This is a genomic window from Anaerotignum neopropionicum (assembly GCF_001571775.1).
Classification (GTDB): domain Bacteria; phylum Bacillota; class Clostridia; order Lachnospirales; family Anaerotignaceae; genus Chakrabartyella; species Chakrabartyella neopropionicum.
Genome location: NZ_LRVM01000003.1, coordinates 278,891 through 301,668 on the forward strand (window position 1 = coordinate 278,891; position 22,778 = coordinate 301,668).

General features: G+C 38.3%; 19 protein-coding genes. 4 read left to right on the forward strand and 15 right to left on the reverse strand.

The features are described 5' to 3' along the window. Positions 1–300 precede the first annotated feature (300 nt). Positions 301–2,883, reverse strand: a complete 2,583-nt coding sequence (clpB, locus tag CLNEO_RS07000) for an ATP-dependent chaperone ClpB (RefSeq protein WP_066086444.1) — start codon at positions 2,881–2,883, stop codon at positions 301–303. A 340-nt stretch (positions 2,884–3,223) separates the two neighbouring features. Next, the gene (locus CLNEO_RS07005; RefSeq protein ID WP_066086446.1) at positions 3,224–4,828 is read right to left on the reverse strand and encodes a family 10 glycosylhydrolase; all 1,605 of its coding nucleotides are present in this window, start codon (positions 4,826–4,828) and stop codon (positions 3,224–3,226) included. Between the two features lie 278 nt (positions 4,829–5,106). Here CLNEO_RS07005 and CLNEO_RS07010 point away from each other — a divergent pair, with 278 nt between their 5' ends. Beyond that, positions 5,107–6,360, forward strand: a complete 1,254-nt coding sequence (locus CLNEO_RS07010) for a shikimate kinase (protein WP_066086449.1) — start codon at positions 5,107–5,109, stop codon at positions 6,358–6,360. A gap of 10 nt (positions 6,361–6,370) precedes the next feature. Here CLNEO_RS07010 and CLNEO_RS07015 read toward each other — a convergent pair whose 3' ends face one another. The 9 genes from CLNEO_RS07015 to CLNEO_RS07055 all read right to left on the reverse strand — a co-directional run bounded on the left by CLNEO_RS07015 (position 6,371) and on the right by CLNEO_RS07055 (position 12,382). Then, the gene (locus CLNEO_RS07015; RefSeq protein ID WP_157723500.1) at positions 6,371–6,535 is read right to left on the reverse strand and encodes a hypothetical protein; all 165 of its coding nucleotides are present in this window, start codon (positions 6,533–6,535) and stop codon (positions 6,371–6,373) included. Positions 6,536–6,554: 19 nt separating this feature from the next. After that, positions 6,555–7,076: an HD domain-containing protein gene (locus tag CLNEO_RS07020; RefSeq protein WP_066086456.1), complete on the reverse strand. Its 522-nt coding sequence runs from the start codon at positions 7,074–7,076 to the stop codon at positions 6,555–6,557. A gap of 532 nt (positions 7,077–7,608) precedes the next feature. Further along, positions 7,609–7,965 (reverse strand): stage V sporulation protein AE, encoded by a 357-nt coding sequence (gene spoVAE / locus CLNEO_RS07025; RefSeq protein ID WP_066086460.1) that lies wholly within the window; start codon positions 7,963–7,965, stop codon positions 7,609–7,611. Beyond that, positions 7,962–8,996 carry a stage V sporulation protein AD gene (spoVAD, locus tag CLNEO_RS07030; protein ID WP_066086463.1) on the reverse strand — a complete coding sequence of 345 codons (1,035 nt, stop codon included), beginning with the start codon at positions 8,994–8,996 and terminating at the stop codon, positions 7,962–7,964. The genes spoVAE and spoVAD overlap by 4 nt, the downstream gene beginning before the upstream one ends. Before the next feature lie 7 nt (positions 8,997–9,003). Then, positions 9,004–9,450 (reverse strand): stage V sporulation protein AC, encoded by a 447-nt coding sequence (gene spoVAC, locus CLNEO_RS07035; RefSeq protein ID WP_066086465.1) that lies wholly within the window; start codon positions 9,448–9,450, stop codon positions 9,004–9,006. Between the two features lie 167 nt (positions 9,451–9,617). Then, the gene (locus CLNEO_RS07040; RefSeq protein ID WP_066086468.1) at positions 9,618–10,043 is read right to left on the reverse strand and encodes a stage V sporulation protein AB; all 426 of its coding nucleotides are present in this window, start codon (positions 10,041–10,043) and stop codon (positions 9,618–9,620) included. After that, complete coding sequence (locus tag CLNEO_RS07045; protein ID WP_066086472.1) at positions 10,040–10,666, reverse strand: stage V sporulation protein AA; 627 nt, start codon at positions 10,664–10,666, stop codon at positions 10,040–10,042. Before CLNEO_RS07045 ends, CLNEO_RS07040 begins: the two co-directional genes overlap by 4 nt. 108 nt (positions 10,667–10,774) lie before the next feature. Further along, positions 10,775–11,479 carry an MgtC/SapB family protein gene (locus tag CLNEO_RS07050; protein WP_066086474.1) on the reverse strand — a complete coding sequence of 235 codons (705 nt, stop codon included), beginning with the start codon at positions 11,477–11,479 and terminating at the stop codon, positions 10,775–10,777. Between the two features lie 105 nt (positions 11,480–11,584). Continuing rightward, positions 11,585–12,382 carry an undecaprenyl-diphosphate phosphatase gene (locus CLNEO_RS07055; protein WP_066086478.1) on the reverse strand — a complete coding sequence of 266 codons (798 nt, stop codon included), beginning with the start codon at positions 12,380–12,382 and terminating at the stop codon, positions 11,585–11,587. Between the two features lie 317 nt (positions 12,383–12,699). On the opposite strand from CLNEO_RS07055, the gene CLNEO_RS07060 reads away from it, so the two are divergent. Then, positions 12,700–14,316: a DEAD/DEAH box helicase gene (locus CLNEO_RS07060; RefSeq protein ID WP_066086660.1), complete on the forward strand. Its 1,617-nt coding sequence runs from the start codon at positions 12,700–12,702 to the stop codon at positions 14,314–14,316. Positions 14,317–14,561: 245 nt separating this feature from the next. On the opposite strand, the gene adhE is transcribed toward CLNEO_RS07060, so the two are convergent. The 4 genes from adhE to CLNEO_RS07080 form a co-directional block, all read right to left on the reverse strand. After that, positions 14,562–17,204: a bifunctional acetaldehyde-CoA/alcohol dehydrogenase gene (gene adhE, locus CLNEO_RS07065; RefSeq protein WP_066086481.1), complete on the reverse strand. Its 2,643-nt coding sequence runs from the start codon at positions 17,202–17,204 to the stop codon at positions 14,562–14,564. Between the two features lie 743 nt (positions 17,205–17,947). After that, positions 17,948–18,883 carry a LysR family transcriptional regulator gene (locus tag CLNEO_RS07070; protein WP_066086483.1) on the reverse strand — a complete coding sequence of 312 codons (936 nt, stop codon included), beginning with the start codon at positions 18,881–18,883 and terminating at the stop codon, positions 17,948–17,950. Positions 18,884–19,235: 352 nt separating this feature from the next. After that, positions 19,236–19,676 carry an RrF2 family transcriptional regulator gene (locus tag CLNEO_RS07075; protein WP_066086487.1) on the reverse strand — a complete coding sequence of 147 codons (441 nt, stop codon included), beginning with the start codon at positions 19,674–19,676 and terminating at the stop codon, positions 19,236–19,238. A gap of 10 nt (positions 19,677–19,686) precedes the next feature. Beyond that, complete coding sequence (locus tag CLNEO_RS07080; RefSeq protein WP_066086491.1) at positions 19,687–20,163, reverse strand: YbaK/EbsC family protein; 477 nt, start codon at positions 20,161–20,163, stop codon at positions 19,687–19,689. 325 nt (positions 20,164–20,488) lie between these two features. On the opposite strand from CLNEO_RS07080, the gene CLNEO_RS07085 reads away from it, so the two are divergent. Next, positions 20,489–22,006, forward strand: coding sequence for an amino acid adenylation domain-containing protein (locus CLNEO_RS07085; RefSeq protein ID WP_066086495.1), 1,518 nt, complete (start codon positions 20,489–20,491; stop codon positions 22,004–22,006). Further along, on the forward strand, positions 21,987–22,778 hold the full coding sequence (locus CLNEO_RS07090; RefSeq protein WP_066086498.1) for a GNAT family N-acetyltransferase: 792 nt from the start codon (positions 21,987–21,989) through the stop codon (positions 22,776–22,778). The genes CLNEO_RS07085 and CLNEO_RS07090 overlap by 20 nt, the downstream gene beginning before the upstream one ends.

The following is a 22,778-nucleotide window of genomic DNA, read 5'->3' on the forward strand; positions in this document are numbered from 1 at the left end:
GCATGATTCATTCCAACTTTTGCTTTAACTTTTATTATAACAGAACAATGAGGCAAAAACAATCTGAACCAAAGCCCCTCATATAAATTTAAATAAATCCGTTTATAATCACTAGAAAAAAGATTATATTATGCCAATAATCATTTCATAAAGCAGCAAATTAATTTTAAAAAAAGAAAGCCCCTTTATTAGACCTGTTTTGTCTAACAAAAGGGGCTACCTCGTACAGCTATACAAGGGGTTATTTCGTTTGATTTCTAAAAATTAATAGGCTTCCAACGGTTTGCCAACAATCTTAATTTAAATAACCTTGTATTCGCCATTTATCACATCGACTATCAAGTTGCTTTCCGGAACAACTTCATCAGCAATTATTTTTTTTGCTAAAAGGGTTTCAATATTTCTTTGTACCAATCTCTTTAATGGTCTGGCACCAAATGCAGGGTCATAGCCCTCCTCCACGATGAACTGCTTTGCCCTAGTTGTTAATTCACAGCGAAGCTGTTTATCCGCCAATCGTTTATTCAAATCCGCCATAATTAAATCAATAATATGGGTAATATTATCCTTGCTCAAGGGCTTATAGAATACAATTTCGTCCAGGCGGTTCAAAAATTCCGGTCTAAAGGAACGATGCAGCAATTCTTCCACGGCCATGCGGGCATCTTCTTTAATTTCTCCTGTTTCACCCACACCCTCTAATAAATAGGAAGAACCCAGGTTTGAGGTCAAAATAATGACCGTATTTTTGAAATCTACTGTTCTTCCCTGAGAATCAGTAATTCGCCCATCATCCAAAACTTGAAGAAGGATATTAAATACCTCTGGATGGGCTTTTTCAACTTCATCAAAAAGAATGACAGAATAAGGCTTCCTTCGAACAGCCTCGGTAAGCTGTCCGCCTTCTTCATATCCTACATATCCGGGAGGTGCGCCAATCAGACGGGATACGCTGAATTTCTCCATATATTCAGACATATCTATACGCACCATATTTTTTTCATCATCAAACAAGCACTCCGCTAAGGTTTTTGCCAATTCCGTTTTTCCAACCCCCGTTGGCCCAAGGAACAAGAAAGAGCCAATGGGTCTGTTGGGACTTTGAATCCCCGCACGGCTTCTCAAAATTGCTTCTGTAACCTTCGTTACCGCTTCGTCCTGTCCTACCACTCTTTTGTGCAAAATATCCTCCAAATGCAGGAGCTTATCTCTTTCCCCCTCCATAAGCTTAGCAACGGGAATACCCGTCCAACGTTCAATAATTCGGGCAATTTCTTCCTCTGTTACTTTATCACGGAGCAGCGTGTTCTTTCCGTTGTTTTCCTCGGCAAAACGCTCTTTTTCCTCTAACTCCTTCTGCAATTGGGGCAGCTTGCCGTATTTTAACTCAGCGGCACGGTTCAAATCATACTTTCTTTCCGCAGCTTCAATTTCAGCGTTTACATCCTCTATTTCCTCTCTAAGCTTTTGCACAACGCCAATGGAATCCTTTTCATTTTCCCATTTCGCTTTTAATGCGGCAAACTTATCACGCATTTCTGCCAATTCTCTTTGCGTTTCCGCCAAGCGCTCCTTGGAAAGCTTGTCGTTCTCTTTCTTTAAAGCCGCCTCCTCAATTTCATGCTGAATGATTTTTCTCTGAATAATGTCCAATTCTGTGGGCATGGAGTCCATTTCCGTACGAATCATGGCGCAGGCCTCATCCACCAAGTCGATTGCCTTATCAGGAAGAAACCGATCGGTAATATAGCGATTGGATAATGTTGCGGCCCCAATAATTGCCTGATCTTGAATTTTTACGCCATGGTATACCTCGTATCGTTCCTTTAGCCCACGCAAAATGGCAATCGTATCCTCCACCGTAGGCTCATTAACCAACACCGGTTGAAATCTTCTTTCCAAGGCGGGGTCTTTTTCTATATACTGCTTGTATTCATTGAGGGTTGTTGCCCCAATGCAATGCAGCTCACCCCTTGCCAACATTGGCTTAAGCAGGTTGCCTGCATCCATGGCACCGTCGGCTTTTCCTGCCCCAACAATGGTGTGCAGCTCATCAATAAAGAGGATAATTTTCCCCTCACTCTTACGCACCTCGTTTAAAACCGCTTTCAACCGCTCCTCAAATTCACCCCGAAATTTCGCTCCAGCAATCAATGCACCCATATCCAATGAAAAAATGGTTTTATCCTTTAAGCTATTGGGCACATCTTCTTTTAAAATTCGCTGGGCCAAGCCTTCAGCAATGGCCGTTTTACCAACCCCCGGCTCACCGATTAAAACCGGATTGTTTTTTGTCTTACGTGAAAGAATCCGAATAACGTTTCTAATTTCGTCATCTCGTCCAATGACAGGGTCAAGCTTTTTACTCCTTGCCTTTTCCACCAAATCAGATCCGTATTTTCTCAAGGCATCATAGGTTGCCTCGGGAGAATCGCTGGTTACACGAGTGTTTCCCCTTACAGAGGCCAAAATTTTCATTAAGCTGTCCTTGCTTACATTATACTGCTTAAAAATAGGCTTCAAAACGCCATTGGGCGCATTTAACATCGCCATAAAAACATGCTCCACCGAAACATATTCATCCTTCATATTTTCAGCAAGCTTTTCGGATGCAACCATCGTTTTTTCCAAATCAGAGCTTAAATAAGTTTGCCCGCCGGATACACGGGGAAGCTTTTTCACTTCAGCCTCCACCGCCTGAAGAAGACCGTTCACATTTACGCTCATTTTCTGCAAAAGCTGAGGTATCAAACCATCCTCCTGGGTTAATAGAGCAGCCAACAAATGCTGTTGGTCTATTTGGGGATTTCCATACTCCACAGCAACGGATTGGGCATTTTGAATGGCTTCCAATGATTTTTGTGTAAATTTTTGCAAGTTCATAACCATTCCACCTTTCTAATCAAAACAAATAATATTGTGCGTTTCTTTATCAATTTAATTTATCAATTATGGGTTTATTATACATTGTTAGCACTCACTTGTAAAGAGTGCTAACAATAATTATTATACAAAAATTTTATTTTTAGAATATCCTCTTTACATTATTTTTCAACCCATTTTCAGTTTTGCCAAAAAATTGAAATAAAGCACATATATTTTGAATAATTCTACCCCCTTCAAGGGACTCATCATTTTTTCCGTCTCTCAGACTTACATATCATGCTTTAAACATAAAAAGACAGCGCTTACAAAAATTCTGTAAGCACCGCCTAAAAGCAATTTATTCATATCCTTTTGTGGTATCAATACCTATGGTAGATGTTTCACTATCCCAAGTAACCCCAACATTTAAAAGCTTCGCAATATCTCTTAGTTTATAATAGGTATAATCGTTAATGGTAAACGCACTTACACTCTGTTGTTCCCCATCCAGATAAAGCTTTGCTGTGGAGGTAGTTGCCGATGTATCTGTTGCTGTTGCGCTGTCGCTGGCTGTTCCCGAATAGCTTAAGCCTGTTAACAAATTAATTGAAGCATCCGCCTCATTCCAAACAGTGTCAAACTGCTTTTGCGTGCCGCTGATGGAATAAGCAATATCCCTTAACTTAAAGTAGGTATAATCATTAATCGTATATACTTCAAAGGAAACAGGCATTCCGTTTACGGTAATTGACGAACGGGTCGCATAGGCCTTCTTCTTTTCAATCACAGTTGGTGTCACTGGGGTCGTCGTTCCCGCTGAAGAGGTTGCAGTATAGTATTTCTTTATTGCCGTTGCCGCACCCTGTCGATCATCAAATAAATCTCTTGCACTAAAGAAAATGCTTCCGTTTACATCATAACCTTCATTGATCTTTAACTGATGCGCGATTTCCTTGGCTACAACATCCTTGTATATGCCCTGTCCAATATAAAGAGTAACACCGGTGCCCTTTACCAAATTGCTCCACCATTTCACAAGGGTTTCATAATCCGCATAGGAATATCCAGTTTCCCAATATAGCTGGGGTGTAATATAGTCTACCCATCCCTTTTGCACCCAAGTTTTTGCATCACCAAATACGGAATAATAGCCTTCCCCACCATTGGTTTGAGAACCGGAGGGATCCGAGCTGTTGTTTTTCCAAATCCCCAAGGGGCTTATCCCAAATTGAACCTTTGGATTAATTTCTTTTATTTTCTCATTTACCATGCGAACCATGTCATTTACATGCTCTCGGCGCGCATTTGCCTCTTGTCCATCCCTCGTTTCTCCGTCGGGCAATGGATAATTTGACGGATAAAAATAATCATCAAAATGAATTGCATCCACATTATAGTTTTTAACAACCTCACCAACAGTGTCACGAATATACTCTTTTACCTCCGTTTTTCCAGGGTTATAGTACATTGCACCATTGTAAGTAATGATCCAATCAGGGTGCTGCCTTGCCATATTATCAGAAGAAAGCGCCGCCAAATCCGTTCCCGAGGTGGTAATGCGGTAAGGGTTCATCCATGCATGAAACTCCATCCCTCTTTTATGTGCTTCCTCGATCATAAACGCCATTGGGTCATACCCCGGATCTTTTCCCTGTATGCCGGTTAAAACTGCACTCCAAGGATTTAATTCCGATTCATAAAAAGCATCCCCCTTGGGTCTGACCTGAACTACCACGGCATTTATCCCAAGTGCCTTCAATTTGTCTAGTTTTTGTGTAAACTCTGCCTTTTGTGCTACTATATCATTTTGCACAGAGGGATAATCCGCACTATATACCGTTGAAATCCACACACCACAAAAATCCTTGGAATTAGCTGCATATGCCGTTACTATGTTTGTACTATTTAACAATAAAGATGCTGATAATATTGCCGCGCCCATTTTTTTCAACAATTTTTTCATCATTTTCTCCTATTAATCTACTAACCCTACCGTTTTTTACTATATTATCACAATATTCCCTAGATTACCATTAAGAATAGCTTACAAAATGGTGGTAATTTATGGTCATTATGAAGCAAGCCATTTCATTGCAGTTGTAATAAAAATACTTCTCATGCAAGCTTTAACAAATGAAATAATACATCCTTTGCATTATGGAAAAAGAAAACCAAAGAAACCGTTGCATAAATTCATTTACTGTATTACCATAGGAGAAAACAAAGATTTGAGGTGCTTCCATGAGATACGGCTTAATCGGAGAAAAGCTTGGACACAGCTTTTCCAAAATCATACATGAACAACTGGCAGATTATACCTACAATTTGATCCCCTTATCCAAAGCGTCTTTTCACAATTTCATGGCACAAAAAGACTTTGCCGCAATCAATGTAACCATACCCTATAAGGAAATGGTCATTCCATACTTGGATTGCATCGATCCAAAAGCAGAAGCAATCGGCGCAGTTAACACAATTGTAAATAAAAATAATAGGCTTTATGGCTATAATACGGATTATGATGGTTTTCGGTATATGTTAGTCAAGCACAAAATAGATCCAAGAGGAAAAAAAGTTTTGTTACTGGGAAAAGGCGGAGCGGCAAAAGCCTGCATTTCAGTGGTAACGGATATGGGAGCAAAGGAAGTTCTGACCGTATATTATAAGGAAAATCCCGAAACAATCTCCTACGATGCCTGCTATCAAAACCATGGGGATGCGCAAATCATTATCAACACCACCCCTGTTGGTATGTTTCCAAATACAGAACATAGTCCCATTGATTTATCGTCCTTTGAAAGGCTGGAAGCAGTAATTGATGTTGTATATAATCCTCTAAGAACACAATTTGTTTTAGACGGGATTTCAAAAGGAGTCGTTGCAGTTGGCGGCCTAGAAATGCTCATTGGGCAAGCAAAATGCGCAGTTGCCATTTTTTTAGAAAAAAAAGTAGACGACTCTATAACCCACAGGCTATATTCCTCTCTTTTGGAAGAACGCAGCAACCTTGTATTAATTGGCATGAGTGGTTGCGGCAAAACCACGTTGGGAAAAAAAGCGGCAGAATGCCTTGGTAAAACCTTTATTGATATTGACGAAGAAATTGTAAAAGAAATCAAAATGCCTATTGAAGACTATTTCTATCAAATGGGAGAGCCCGCATTTCGTGAAATTGAAAAAGCCATGGTTCAAAAGTATTCACAATTGAACGGTTTTGTTATTTCAACCGGCGGGGGCGTCATTAAGGATTGGGAAAACATAAATATTCTAAAGAAAAATGGACGAATTGTTTGGATAAAAAGAGAAGTTTCATTATTGGAAAGCGGAAACGGCAGGCCATTAGCACCAAATGCGGAAACCACCCTTCGCCTGTATCAAGAACGGTTGCCCCTATATACTGCTGCCGCTGAGGGAATTTGCGAAAATAATTTTTCCCCCGAAACGGGCTTGGACGAGCTTATCCTTGTTTTTGCTCAAATTTTGTCCAAAGCATAATCAAAATATTTTAAACAATCAAACCCCAAAAGGTGATGAACCATAGAGTTTCACCGCCTTTTGGGGTTGTTTTGATGGAACAATGTTCCGATATTCCTTTATCGTACATAACAAAAACGCCGATACCCACAACCCCTGTGTTTACCGACGTTTCATATACTAACATTTCCTTCACAAAATGATTCTTTATTCCTTTAAGAAACAGCAACTTTTCTCACACGGAAACCTTTATATTTCCGCTCTGCAACCTCGCAAACAGCACAAACTTTGTCTACAAGGGTAACCACATAGGATTCAATATATCTGGGAGGAATCAATGTACATGGCCACATATGCCTACGAATAGCATCTCGTTCAACTTTGTTAAGCTCTGTAATTTTGCTTGCGTTATCCAACGCAACCCTTGGATGCCAAGAGGCATGATTGGTGCGAAGCCCCTTTTTAATTCTCCAGTCGTAGAAAAATAAATCGTGCAAAAGTCCTGCTCTTGCGGCAGAACGATAGTCCCACCCCATACGATAACAAACCCAAAAGCTATAATAAGATACGTTGATACTATGCTGCAACCGGCTTGTATTGCAATGCTGCACGCAGGAATCCATCTTCTTCACCATTTCGTGATTAATGATATCCCCCACACAGCTATTGTACTCTGCTAACAATTCATCCTCATTTAAGTTGCCAAAATCTTTTTTAGAACCAATTGCCTTGTGCATTGGCCTCACATCCTTTTTTAGATTAACATAATTATATCACCCAACGTAGAAAAATCAACTTATCTTTCTAAAATTCCATTAATTTTCTTAATTGCCTGACAAAAAGTCTTTTATTTTCACTTTAAGTGCTTTAACTTTTTTATTATAGCATACGAACTAATTTCACACAAGAAACAAACCAAGCAAAATTTAAGTTCGTCATTGGATGTTCTTTTGTTAGCTTTAAACATTCTTTTTTCAATTAATTTGTTTAAAAATGCACAAAAAAGCAAATAGTGATTTGAAATTAGGCATTTAAACCAATTGCATTCATTCCTGCCCTTGCAATGATAAAATAAAACACTAATTTAATTTACTATTTTCCATTGGCTCTTCAAATGAAAAATTTTTTCCCGTAGCCATTGTTTTAGAAATTTAAGATTGTGTAAGCTTTCCCCATCTTTTCCTTGATACTTAACATAATCTGTCCTTGCTTGCAAAAAAAATGCAAGGCCCTATCTCTTGATATGACCCTGCAAAAATAAAATATATTTTACTTTTCCTTTGGATTCGTAACAAGGGCAACAAGAAAAGCAAATACCACAGCTGCGGTTATGCCCCCTGATGCGGCTTTCAAGCCTCCTGTAAAAATCCCCCAAAATCCGGAAGAATCAACCTCCTTCATTACCCCCTCAGCCAAGAGATAGCCAAAACCCGTTAAGGGAACCGTAGCACCGGCACCACCAAATTCTTTCAATGGCTTGTATATACCAAGGGCACCTAAAATACAGCCAGCACAAACATATATAACCAAAATTCTGCCCGATGTCAGCTTTGTTTTATCAATTAAAATTTGACCAATCACACAAAGAATTCCGCCTACAAGAAAGGCTTTTAGCAATGAAATCATTTTCTCGCCTCCTTTTCGCCGCAGCCCTCAATGACAACGGCGTGGGCTATGCCGGGAATATTTTGACCCTGTTGTGAGGAAGTTGGGCTATGCAGCGCCCCTGTGGGAATAAAAAGCATTCTTCCGATTTCCCCATTCATCAGCTTTGGATAGAAATATGCGCAAAACGTGACCGCGGAGCAAGCGCATCCACTGCCTCCGCTATGGGTATCCTGTGCGTTTTTATCAAAAATTTCAATTCCACAGTCCGTATAGCGTCCATCCATGGTATAGCCTTCTTTTTTCATCAAAGCCACCACTAAGCTACGTCCAACCTCACCCAAATCCCCCGTTGCAATTACATCATAATCCTGCGGGGTTCTTCCTGTATCTTTAAAATGATTTACCAATACATCCACCGCTGCAGGTGCCATTGCTGCTCCCATATTATTTGCATCGGTAATCCCCATATCTACAATTTTGCCTGTAGTTATTTCCATAATACACGGAAAGTTTCCTTTTTTTGCCAGAACAGCTGCACCATCCCCCGTTACCGTCCATGTTGCAGTAGGCGGCCGCTGATTCCCCAAGGATAGTGGCGCCCGAAACTGCTTTTCTGCCCCACAAAAATGGCTGGAGGCTCCCACTAATGTATAATTTGCAAATCCGCCGTCAATCAGCATGGCTCCCAAACTCATAGATTCGCCCATGGTTGAGCAGGCTCCGTATAATCCAAAAAAGGGAATCTGAAAATCCACTGTGCCAAAGGTTGAGGCAGTGCATTGATTCAACAGATCACCACAAAGGAGATAATCCATGTCCTTCATTTTTAAGCCGGCTTTTTGCACCACTAGCTCCATATTTTCACGAATAAAATGACTTTCGGCCAACTCCCAGCTTTTTTCTCCAAACATAGAATCTTCAATGATTTTATCAAAATATTTGCCCAATGGGCCTTCGCTCTCTTTTTTGCTTACGGTGGATGCCACCGACATAATGCGAACACCCTCGTTCAATCGTACTGTTTGTTTTCCTATTTTTTTTGCACCCACGCTTATATCACCTGCCTATAAAATAATATATAATACCCACAATCATAGAAGTTAACGTTCCATATACAATAACAGGTCCAGCCAAAATAAACATTTTTGCCCCAGTCCCAAAAATTAAGCCTTCTTTTTTAAACTCAATTGCCGGTGAAACCACGGAATTCGCAAAGCCCGTTATGGGAACAATCGTCCCTGCACCACATTGCTTCCCCATTTTTTCATACAATCCAAAGCCTGTTAAAACCGCCGAAATTGCAATCAGTGTAACAGAAAGCATTAATGCCGCATCGTCCTCGGAATTTGTTTTGCTGAAATAATCTAATAATAATTGCCCAAAGCCGCAGATCAAACCACCTGAAAAAAAAGCCTTTACACAATTTGTGAATATCGGGCTGTTTGGTGAGGCTTTTTTAACCATTTGGTCATACTCTTGCTTGGCACGATTGCTTGTGTCCATATTGTTACCTCCTTCGTAATTTAAGAATTTTTGTCATTTCTCAAAGATTAGTATTTTCAAGTAAACAAAAAAAATACCTTTATTGTTTTTTAGGCTGCCACACTTTGAAAAAACTATTTTTTCTTCCCTTTGTATAAACCATCAAAGATTTATGTTTCATACGGTGTTTAAAGCACATAAAACCCATCTACCAAAAAGTAAATTAATGCCCCCGCTACCTTACCCAATGCAAAACATAATATAAGCCAAGGAAGGCCTTTTGTAATTCTGCTGCGCCTTAGTAAGATTGGAATTACGTTTAAAACCTCCGTCAAGGCCATTGCCAAAACGCCCACAAAAGTACCAATTGCAAGGGCAAGTGCCCCCGCCAAAAATGGGATTTTGGGCAGTCTATAGTCTATAAACATAGCCGTTGTAGCAAAAAGTCCCCCCAACAAAATCATATCTTCATATAAAGGAATATATTTTTCCGTTTTACTTCTTTGTGCCATACGTGGCACAATACCGATCGCTGCGATAAAGGCAAAAACGCCGGCCGCAATGCCAGCCCCCGAGGCGAAGCCAATGATAATCATAAGTATGTTAGCCATCATTTACCCTTCTTCCCTTTGTCACTTTTTTTGTTCAGTTTATCCACAACGCTGGCGATGGTCTCCTTCTCATAGGTAGTCATTTCAATCTCAATGGGCGTAGGATCATCTGTAATTTTAAATTTGGAAAAATGATTAAAAAACACCAATACCCCAACCGCCAAACCAACGGAATACGGGATTGACAAAATTAACGGCATATCCACATTTTCACCAAAGAACATATAATAATAGTTTTGAAAAATTAATGGTATTTGTGTATCAGTGTGAAAGCACATTATGGTTGTTGATGCTCCTGCAAATAAAACAATGCAAATTACAAAAACCTTCAAAAATTCTATTCCTTTATTTTCTTTTTTTTCTTTTTGATGATACTCCACTAAAATATCCATTTCACCAACATTGGAAACCGTGGCATCTGGATAATGATGATTAATAACTCTTATAATATCCAAAACAGATAACAGATAGGTTGCATCTCTATCCTTTGGTATTTGAAAAACAACGAGGGACTCAATTTCGCCCTTCGTCTGCCCACCAATAAAAACCTCTGCAATATCCTTTAAATAAACCAGCTTTCTTTCTATCACTTGCGCCTTTTCAATTGGTTTAATATAAATATCCATTTTTCATACCTCCTAAATGGAAAGGTTTTTTTATAAAAAAGAAACCCAAAACAAGGTTATCCTGTCTTGGGTTATTATACAGCCTTTTATGAAATTCATTCTGTTTTCTTAAATTTTAAAGCTCTTTACAAGGGGATTCTCTGCCAAAAAATCAGTTAAATCTGTGCAGGTAACCATAGTATCTCTTGTAACATCCAATATTACAGTAGCAGTACCATCGGGATTTTTCTCCAGCTCCATATGCAAAATTTCAATATTTCTTTTGTTTAACTCCTTCTTAATAGAATCAATTTGGGAAGGAATATGATAAAAAGTAATTAAGACCGTGTCATCATGATTGAATTCCTGCTTATTTAAACCACTGTGAAGCAAAATCTGAATAATCGGAATAAAAATTGTGGTAAAAATACCAATAGAATACATGCCGGCGCCAATGGCCAAGCCAATACCTGCGGTTGCCCAAAGGCCTGCTGCCGTTGTTAACCCTTTTATAGAAATATTTTTCACAAAAATTACACCCGCACCCAAAAAAGATATTCCTGTAATTACATTGGAAGCAATCCGGGATACATCTACCCCTATTCCAGCAGTTGTAATCACATCATAAAAACCGTATTTAGACACAATCATCATTAAAGTGGAACCGATTGCAACAATTACATGCGTACGGATTCCTGCCTCTTTACGGCGTCTGGTTCTCTCATAGCCAACAATTCCGCCGCAAATACAAGCAATGATAATCCGAAAGATAAATTCCGCATTCCCATGCAGCCCAAGTAATGACTCCTCCAAAAAAAACTGTTTTAGAATCATATTCCCCCTCCTTTCGCTATTCATCTAATATATTATATATATCAAAAAACAATGCCATTTTTCATATTCACTAATTCCCTGCCCTGCCATCGAAAGAAAATCCTATTATTTAATAATCATATGTAAGAAAAACTGGTCTGCAATTAATACAACACCTAAGATAAACACGTACACAGAAAACCATTTCAACTTACCCTTTTTGATGATATCCACCATAAAACGAATGGCAAAATAACCGGAAACCGCCGCTGCAATAAAACCAGCTACCATGGGCAAAATACCAAAAACCTCAGTCAAAACCACATCACCTGTTATCATGTCCTTTATCATAAGCACCATACCGCCCAGTATTGCAGGAATAGACAATAAAAACGAAAACCTAGCTGCATTTTCCCGGTCCATTTTTCTTGCCAGACAGGCACTTATGGTCATACCAGAGCGAGAAACGGCAGGTAAAATTGCCAAACCTTGCATTGTACCAACCACCAAAGAATCAAAAATTGACATATTGCGGATTTTCTTTCTCCCTTCCTTGCGACTATCCGCATAAAGAAGGATAAAACCGGTAATAATAAAATTAAAACCTATAAATTTTCCTGTACCAAAAACAGTATCGAAGGTATCATTAAACAATAATGCAATGATAATCGTAGGCACAGTACCGGCAATTAAAAGGGCTGTTGTACGCTGAAAGGGATGACAGATCAAATCCCAAATATCTCTCCAATAGTAAATAAAAACCGCAATTAAGGTTCCCACATGCAGTAAAATAGCAAATGCCTGTGTTGCCTCATGTATGCCGAAAAGGTTCTGAAACAGCACCAAGTGTCCGGAGCTGCTTACCGGCAAAAACTCTGTCAGGCCTTGAATTAAGCCCAAAACAATAGCTTCTAATATCTGCATTATCAAAATTCCTCCTATTTCTAAGTTTTTCTTGTAAATTAGTAACAATTCATTATATAACAGACAATTGCCCCTTGCAATTACTATTTTTCCCTGTTATGATAGAGCGTATGGTTTTTTTTAAACCTGATGGCAAAACAGTGCTTTAAAAGGGATTTAAAACAGGTATATTAAAAGAAAAAAAAGAATATGCCATTTGCGAAAGCACTTAAATTATAATAAAGTAGTCGAAAGAAAACGTGGAGGGTAACCTCTGACAAGCAACTTCCTTTTTTGTGGTTTCTCTTCGGCTCGGAAAAGAAGAAAGGAAACAAAGAATGGAACATTTAAAATTTCAAGACATGGGCTTATCCCCAGAAATCTGCCAGGCAGTATTGGATATGGGTTTTGAAGAAGCAACCCCAATTCAATCTATGGCAATCAACGTTGTAAAAGAAGGTAGAGATGTCATCGGTCAATCTCAAACAGGCACCGGTAAAACTGCAGCTTTTGGTATTCCCTGCTTAGAACGCGTAAACCCTGAAGATAGACGTTTACAGGCGTTAATTCTCTGCCCAACCAGAGAATTAGCAATTCAGGTTAGCGAAGAATTCAGAAAGCTTTTGAAATACAAAGAGAATATTCGTGTTTTGCCAATTTATGGCGGACAACCTATTGACAGACAAATTGCTGCTTTAAAAAAAGGAGCACATGTAGTAATTGGTACCCCCGGTCGTGTAATGGATCATATGCGTCGTAGGACCTTAAAAATGGAAACCGTGCAAATGATGGTTTTAGACGAAGCGGATGAAATGCTGGATATGGGATTTCGTGAAGATATCGAATTAATTTTGACCAAAATTCCAGAGGATCATCAAACATTACTATTTTCTGCAACCTTATCACCCGAAATTTTGGATATAACAAGAAGATTTTTGAAAAATCCTGAATTTGTGAAGGTAGTTCGCAAAGAGTTAACCGTTCCCAATATTGAACAGGCATATTTTGATGTTAAGGAAAAAACTAAGTTGGATGCATTGACTCGTATTATTGATGTGTACGATCCTCATTTGTCCATGGTGTTTTGCAATACCAAAAAACGTGTGGATGATTTGGTTGAGCTTCTACAAGGTCGCGGCTATTTTGCTGAAGGCCTTCATGGTGATTTAAAGCAGCCTCAGCGTGATAAGGTTATGCAAAAATTCCGTAATGGAACTATTGAAATCCTAGTTGCAACCGACGTGGCGGCAAGAGGCATTGACGTGGATGACATTGATGTCGTATTTAACTATGACGTTCCTCAGGACGAAGAATATTATGTTCATCGTATCGGTCGTACTGGCCGTGCTGGAAAGTCTGGAAAAGCATTTACATTCTGCGTTGGTAAAGAAATTTATAAGCTTCGGGATATTATGCGCTACACAAAAACAAAAATTGTGCAGCAAAAATTGCCTACACTTAGCGACGTTGAAGAAATGAAAACCAATATTTTTTTGGACAAAGTAAAAGATGTTATAAATGAAGGTCATCTGACCAAATACATTAATTTGGTTGAACGATTAACAGATGAGGACTTTACCGCAATTGATATTGCAGCGGCTTTACTGAAAAACCACCTTGCAGATGTCAATGTTGACGAATTGGATGTTTTAGACGACATTAATTTAGGCGGAACAGAACTCTATGGCGGCAATGATGAAAAAATGATTCGTTTGTTTATCAATGCCGGCAAGAAAAATAAAATTCGTGCAAAGGATATTGTAGGTGCCATTGCAAACGAAACCGGAGTTCCCGGAAAAGTCTTGGGAGCAATTGACCTTTTTGACGATTATACCTTTGTGGATGTACCCAAAAATTATATAAAAGATATTTTAGCAGGAATGAAAAATGCTAAAATCAAAAACAAAAGAATTCACATAGAAATCGCAAAAAAAGCAAAAGGAAAACAGCAATAAACGTTGATTTTAAAAACGGATTACAAGCCCCATAGCTTATAATCCGTTTTATTTTTTTAAAAATCACTAGTTCCTACCTATTTAAATGCATTTTTGTACATCCCAAAAGGAATTTCTACTTCTCACACAGGATACTTCCCATGATTCATTTTTCCAAAAGTATGCTTTGCATTTCAAAAAACTCCATAAAAAAGGACCACAAAACCCAATGTGATCCTTTTTCATAAATATAGAGGGTATGTTGATTACTTACCGTAATAAGCTGCTAAATACATTTCTCTAATTTCGCTCATCAAAGGATATCTAGGGTTAGAACCTGTGCACTGGTCATCGAATGCTTCTTCGCACATAACATCCAGTAAATCCAAGAATGATTTTTCGTCAACACCATGTTCTTTGATGGACTTTGCGATACCAACAGTAGCCTTCAACTCTTCAATCTTCGCAATCAAGCTATCTACTTTTTCCTCATCAGTTTTGCCTGGCAAGCCCAAATATGTAGCTACTTCAGCATAGCGTGCTCTTGTATGAGGATATTTATACTGAGGGAAAGTACCCATCTTCTTAGGAACTTCCGCAGAGTTGAATTTGATTGCTTCATTAATTAACAGCGCATTTGCAACACCGTGCTGTACATGGTGGTGCGCACCCAACTTATGCGCCATGGAGTGGCATACACCCAAGAAAGCATTTGAGAAGGCAATACCAGCGATTGTAGAAGCATTTGCCATTCTTTCACGAGCTTCAATATCATCACGACCATATTTGTATGCTCTGGGCAAGAAATCGAATACCAACTTCGCTGCCTTTAAAGCCAAACCATCTGTATAGTCAGTCGCTAACATGGAAACATATGCTTCAAGAGCATGGGTCAATACGTCAATACCAGAAGAAGCTGTTAAGCCCTTAGGCTGATCCATCATCATATCTGCATCGCTGATTGCGATGGTAGGCATTAATTCATAGTCGGCGATGGAGTATTTTGTCTGTGTAGATGGATCTGTAATAATGGCAAAAGGTGTAACTTCGGAACCAGTACCGGAAGATGTAGCGATAGCAACCATGATTGCTTTTACGCCCATCTTAGGGAATACGAATACTCTCTTACGAATATCCATGAAGCGCATTGCCAAGTCAGCAAAGTCAGCTTCGGGATGTTCATACATTACCCACATCATCTTTGCAGCATCCATTGCAGAGCCACCACCGATAGCAATGATTACATCAGGTGCAAATTCTTTCATTGCCGTAGCACCAGCGATTGCACAAGGCAATGTAGGGTCAGGAGTTACATCGAAGAATACATGGCTTGTAATTCCCATTTCACTCAACTGATCTGTAATGGGTTTTGTATAGCCATTCTTGTATAAGAAGCCATCTGTTACGATAAATGCTTTCTTTCTGCTATATACATCTTTCAGTTCTTTTAATGCAACAGGTGTGCACCCTTTCTTGAAGTATACCTTTTCAGGAGTTCTAAGCCACAGCATGTTTTCTCTCCTCTCAGCTACCGTTTTGATATTGACTAATTCATCGATACCTACGTTGTGTGATATTGCATTGCCAGCCCAAGAACCACAACCTAAAGTAAGGGAAGGAAGAAGTCTAAAGTTATACAGGTCGCCGATACCGCCGTGGGAAGAAGGTGTATTGATCAAAATACGGCAGGTTTTCATTCTTTCTTCAAAGCGCTTTATTTTCTCAGGAGCCTTAACAGGATCTACATATAATACAGAAGTATGACCAACACCGCCGTCGATAACCAACCTGTCTGTAATATCCATAGCTTCATCAAAGTTAGCTGCACGATACATAGCCAAAACAGGAGAAAGTTTTTCATGAGCAAAAGGCTCTTTTGTAACATCAACTTCTGTTACTTCGCCAATGAGGATTTTTGCATCCTTCGGACACTCAATACCAGCCAACTGCGCAATCTGATAAGGGCTGCGTCCAACGATTTGAGCATTGATATTGCCAGCTGCATTTAAAATAATTCTGCCAACTTTATCTTTTTCTTCTGGAGTCAAGATATAGCAGCCTCTGTCAAGGAACTCTTTTCTGCACTTAGCATATACTTTATCCTCAATTACTACAGACTGTTCGGAAGCACAAATTGTACCATTATCGAATGTCTTGGAGTGAATTACGGAGTTAACTGCCATAAGGATGTCTGCGCTTTCATCAATCAATGCAGGTGTGTTACCATTACCTACACCAACAGCAGGTTTTCCAGAGGAGTAAGCGGATTTAACCATGGCAGGACCACCAGTTGCTAATACCATGTCAGCGTCTTTCATAACTTCGACAGACATTTCGATGGAAGGTTCGTCAATCCAAGCAAGGATACCAGCAGGAGCACCAGCTGCAACAGCTGCATCCAACACAACCTTAACAGCCGCGATTGTACATTTCTTAGCTGTAGGGTGAGGAGAAACAATCATACCATTTCTTGTCTTTAAGCAAATTAAGCATTTAAAAATTGTTGTGGATGTCGGATTTGTTGTAGGTACAACCGCTGCGATAACGCCGATGGGCTCAAAGATCTTTTTAATACCAAAAGCAGTATCTTCTTCCAAAACACCACAAGTTTGTCTATCTTTAAACGCATTGTAGATATATTCAGAAGCAAAGTGATTTTTTATTACCTTATCCTCAACAACACCCATTTTGGTTTCTTCTACTGCCAGTTTTGCCAATGGAATTCTGTTTTTAGTAGCTGCGGTAGCTGCTGCCAAGAAAATTTTATCTACTTGCTCTTGTGTATATGTTGCAAATATTTTTTGCGCTTCCTTTACCTCTGCAATTCTGTGTTTCAAGGTTTCAACACTATTTACAACTTCTGGTCTCTTTGTTGCAGTAGTTACTTCTTTTTTCTTTTCAACTGCCATTTAAAATCCTCCTTAAACTAACAATAATTTTTTAGTTTCTTGTAGCGCTTATCTTAGAGTGCAGGAACGGCACTGCACGAATTGCCGTGTCCTCCCATCTGAATTTGGTATATTAATTATAAAATTCAGATGGGAGTATTTAAGTTGACACAGAGAGCGATTAAAAAAGAAAAACTATCAAGTTGTGCAAAATTTATAATTCAACAAAAAATACACATTTGATATTGTGCGATTTTTCTTCTTGGAGCTAATGTTAACACCTTGTTCCAGTTAAATCAATAAAAATTTTTGAAAATTAATATACCTTTTTAGCGATTGGCCTATATCAATTTTTATATGGTCATAAATTTCCTGCATAAAATGCTTTCACTCAAAAAAACAATTTTATTCTTTGTTTGTAGTGCAAAATTAGCTTATTTGTACATTCATTTGTGCAATTTAAAATGTCTTATGAAAATTTGCTTAAAAAAACCCATTTAAAGTAAAATCAGTTTTATTCATTTTTGTCCATTTTGTTAATTTAAAAACAAAATGGCTTTGTGTTAAAAAAACTATAAAACTTCATTTCTATTGTTTTTTAATGATATCCCATGCTTTTTTACTTTCAATCAGCATTTTGAAAACAAAAAAAGATTCACATTTTTTCTGTGAATCCTTTTAAGCTCTGTGAAAAATTCTAATTTCATGGCATTTTATGGCCTGTTTTTTAATTTATGTCTTTCTTTCACTGCACTATTTTAAAATTACAAATAACACCCAAATTCACGGGTTTTTTCTCTTAGCATATCTATTAGCAGCTTTTCATATTTTTTTGGCACATGATTTTCCTTGAAAATCAAAACATCCTTCATATATTTCGCATATGCGCCGCAGCGCATTTGTACCAAGCCATACTTTTCAAGGGTTTCCTCAGGTACAGGAGATACCCACATATAGGTATTGGGTACAGAAGAAAGAATTTCAAACTGACTGCCTCTTTCATAAACATAAATCACCTTTTTTTGATAGCGTTCCTCCCGATCATTCTCCGTTAAATCAATATAATCCCCCGAAGGAAGTCTTTCGTCCCCATGAACCACCTCTATGCAACCCTCTAAGTCTGCATCCGCTCGAATATATTTATCCGCAATAATACTGTTTTTGGAAGTTAAAAGCAAATAATCAAACTCTAATATAAGCCTATACGCAAGATCCTTCAGCTTAAACAAAGACAAATAATAGCCTTCATGCATAACATTATAACGAATAATACCAATATCATAATGATAATCCAAAACATTTTGTATTGTTCTACTGGAATTTGTTTCACAATAGTGAATCCGCATATTTTCTTCTTTAATTAACGTATTCAAGCAGTTGGTAAAAACTTCAGAAATGTAACTGGCTCTTGGCACAGAAATTTTTAAGCTAACCCCACGGTCGTTAACATCAGAATATTGATTCGTCAAAATATTTATCTGATACTGTATTTCCTTTGCATGACGCAAAAAACGCTGTCCCTCTCGTGTAGTAATTACACCTTTTGGGGTACGTTTAAAAATAACAATATCAAATTCTTGTTCTAATTCTTTTACTGCCCGGCTTAAATTAGACTGGGCGACGTACAGTTTTTTGGCTGCTAAAGATATGGAACCACATTTGTCAATTTCAATTACATATTTTAAATCAGTAAGATTCATCTAAGTCCCCCTAAATATCGTTTGAACATATAAAAAACTTAACTTGTCAGAAAAAAACCATTAAAATTATTATAAATTAAAATTTTCTAAAAATCCAGAAATTCCGACTTCCTTAGCGTTTTTTGTAATTTTTTATCAAAAAACCATACCTAAATGACCTTGCAAATTGATTCTTTTTTATATTTTTTTGTATGATTCATTCAAAATACACTTTGTTTCATGATACAAGAGTTTAATGGGAAACCTTTACAAAAGACCCTCAAATTTTCAAAACCATTCATTTTAATCCGCTTATCATCACCATAATCAAGAAAAAATACGGTAAAATAGAACTTTTTCAAAAAACGCTAGCTTATTCAATTATATTACCTCGGTTACCTACTTCGTTCTCCAAGTATTCCCGGGCCATAATATCTAACGTTGTATTATCCACCACATCATCCAAAGCATCCTTCATTTTTTTCCAAAGAGTGAGGGAAGCACAGAAATCTGAATTCGGGCATGTAGGCGTATCAACACAATATACCGGAGACAGAGAGCCTTCTAATACACGCAATATTTCTCCTGCCGTGATTTCTTTGGGGTGGCGGGAAAGAATATACCCGCCTTGTGCCCCCCGAAAGCTTGTTACCAAATCTGCCTTCATCAGCGGATTTATTATTTGCTCCAAATATTTTTCAGAAATTTGCTGTTCCTTTGAAATAGCCTTTAAGGAAAGCGTTCCCTTTTCATAATTAATCGCCAAGGAAAGCATCAAGCGAATTCCGTAGCGTCCTTTGGTTGAAATTTTCATTCCATCACCCCTATTCTTCTTGCCAGCCTTTACAAATATCTACCCATTCAATACATTTTCCAAAGTGAAATATTTCATCACATGTTAATTGGATGGCGGAGTTACTGCTACCTGCTGCAGGAAAAACAGTTTCAAACCGTTTCATTGAAATATCCGCATAAGCCTTTGTTCCTTCCGGCAAGGCAAAAGGGCAAACACCTCCAATGGCATGTCCTGTGGCATCTAGTGTTTCCTCAGGGGAAAGCATTTTTGCCTTTAAACCAAAGGTATCCTTAAATTTTCTATTATCAATTTTGGCATCACCTGCAACCGCAATGACGATAGGCCCCTCTTTTGACATTAAACAAAGGGTTTTTGAGATGCGTGCGGGAATGACCCCCACCGCTTGCGCAGCCAAATCAACGGTGGCGCTGGAAGTATCAAATTCTAAAACATCATGAGGGCAATTCATTTCTTTTAAATACGCCCTTACCTTTTCAATTGACATGGTATTTACAACTCCTTCGTACAAATTATCAATAAATTTACATTTTTAAATCATAGCAGAAAAAAGGGAATTCTGCAAGGCAATGAAACGTAAACTACCAATTTCAATGCAGCTTGTCTATACTATACTTTTGAGCATAAAAGAGAAAAAATTATTTCTGCATATTTGTTGTTTGGACTTTTAAAATAATATTTGTCATAAAAGAACTGAAAGATACGGGGTTTTTCTCTCTTGCCTTGACGTGGAATAATCAAAATGCTATACTCAAAATCGAGTTAATCCTATTATTTACAAAGGAAAAACCTATACGGATCGAGGAGAAAAAATGATACGAAATATTTTAGAATATTTGGAGGCAACAGCGGGGCGAATACCGGAAAAAACGGCTTTTGCCAGCAAGGAAAGTGTCCTCTCTTTTCAAGAATTAATGACCCTAAGCAAGAAAATAGGAACATTTTTGCTGCGATATGGAAAAAGAAATGCTCCCATTGCGGTTATGATGGAAAAAACACCTGCGTCGGTAGCCGCTTTTTTAGGCTGTGTTTACAGCGGAAATTTTTATACGCCCATTGACTCCACAATGCCAAAGGAGCGTATCCTTTCCATATTTGAAACCCTACAGCCACAAGTGCTTTTCATTGATGAAAAAAGCAAAAAAACGGCGGAATATTTGGAATATAAAGGGGAAATAATTGTGCTTGAGGAAATATTCCATACCCAAGTAGAGGAAACCGCTTTATTAAAGGTTCGAAAAGCTGCCATTGATGCTGATCCACTTTATGCCCTATTTACTTCTGGTTCCACAGGGATTCCCAAGGGAGTCGTTATTACCCACCACTCTGTTATAAATTTGACGGAATGGTATACAGAAACCTTTGAAATTTCAGAAAATGAAATCATAGGGAACCAAGCACCCTTTTACTTTGATTCGTCCATCAAGGATATTTATGCTGTTCTAAAAACAGGGGCAACCATGGAAATCATTCCGAAGCAGTTGTTTTCCTTTCCTATAAAGCTGATGGAATATATTGATGAAAAAAAGGTAAATTATATAGATTGGGTACCCTCGGCATTTTGCATTGTTGCAAATTCAGGCACTTTGGAGAAAATCGCTCCACAATCCTTGAAAAAAATTGCTTTTTGCGGAGAAATTATGCCCACAAAACAATATAATATGTGGCGGACAAAATATCCCCATGCCCTTTTTGCAAATATCTATGGACCAACTGAGGCAACGGTGGATTGCACCTATTATATTGTTAACAGAGAATTTGCCGATGATGAGCCTTTGCCCATTGGCTATCCCTGCAGAAATACAGATATATTCATATTAAATGGAGATCATTTGGCAAAGGAAGGCGAAGCGGGAGAGCTTTGTATCCGCGGAAGATGCCTTGCTCCGGGTTATTACAAAAATCCAGAAAAAACAGACGAGGCGTTCATTCAAAATCCTCTAAATCCCTATTATCCCGAAAAAATATATAAAACAGGAGATGTGGCAAAGTATAACGAACACGGAGAAATTGTTTTCTTGGCAAGAAAAGACCATCAAATTAAGCATATGGGTCACCGCATTGAGTTAGGAGAGATTGAAACAGCAGTCAATTCTATTGATTTAGTGGAAAGCGGCACTTGTATTTATGATGGGGACAACCAAAAAATTATATTGTTTTATTGCGGTAAGGAAGCAACCCAAAGCTATATCTTAAAAAAATTACGAGATAAGGTCCCAAAATATATGTTTCCAAACGTTATGATTTTACTAGATGAAATGCCCCAAACTTTAAATGGAAAGATAGACAGGCTGCGCCTAAAGGAGTATTATGTTAAAAAAGATGATTGACGGTCAAGCTTTTTGGCGAGAAATTGCAAAAAGACTATCAAATGGAGAAAGTACAAACTTCTTTTTTTCCCAGGAGGATGCACTTTTGATGGTTCAAAGGGACAAAATTTATCGATTAGACTTTGACGGCGGTGTGTATTTTTTTGTAAAAGAAGAAACGTTTTATCAACTTTATTATTTTTTGGAAAAGGAAAAAAGCCCAGAGGTATTGCCTGCGCTTGCAGAACCTATTATACTAGAAGAGGTGCTTTTGGCTGCGAAGGAGCGTATTCCATCGGAGGATAACTGGAAAAAAGCCGGTTTGAAGCCGTATTTAGAACGAAAACGAATGTATTTAACAACAAAAAATGTTTCTTTCGAAGAGCGAAAGATTACCTTTGCATCAGAAAAAATGCTTGATGATATTTTTTATTTGATGCATGAAAGCTTTGAACCCTTTTCCTCGGCATTGCCTACAAAAGAATCACTTTTGACGGATATATTGAACCAAAAGGTATTGGTTTCATTACAAAATCAAGAGCTTCTCGGCTTTTTACACTTTGGGAATATGAAACAGGGCTCAATGCTATGGCATATTGCAGTAATGCCCCAAGCACGCGGCTTAGGTGTTGGTAATCGGCTTGTGAAAGACTGGATTTTTGCCCAAAGGGATGTTGCTAAGAAATTCCTCCTTTGGGTAAGAACGGACAACCCCCCTGCTTTACGAATGTACGAAAAATTCGGTTTTTTGCCTGATGGCAGGGTTGCGCCCGTAATGATAAAAACCACATAA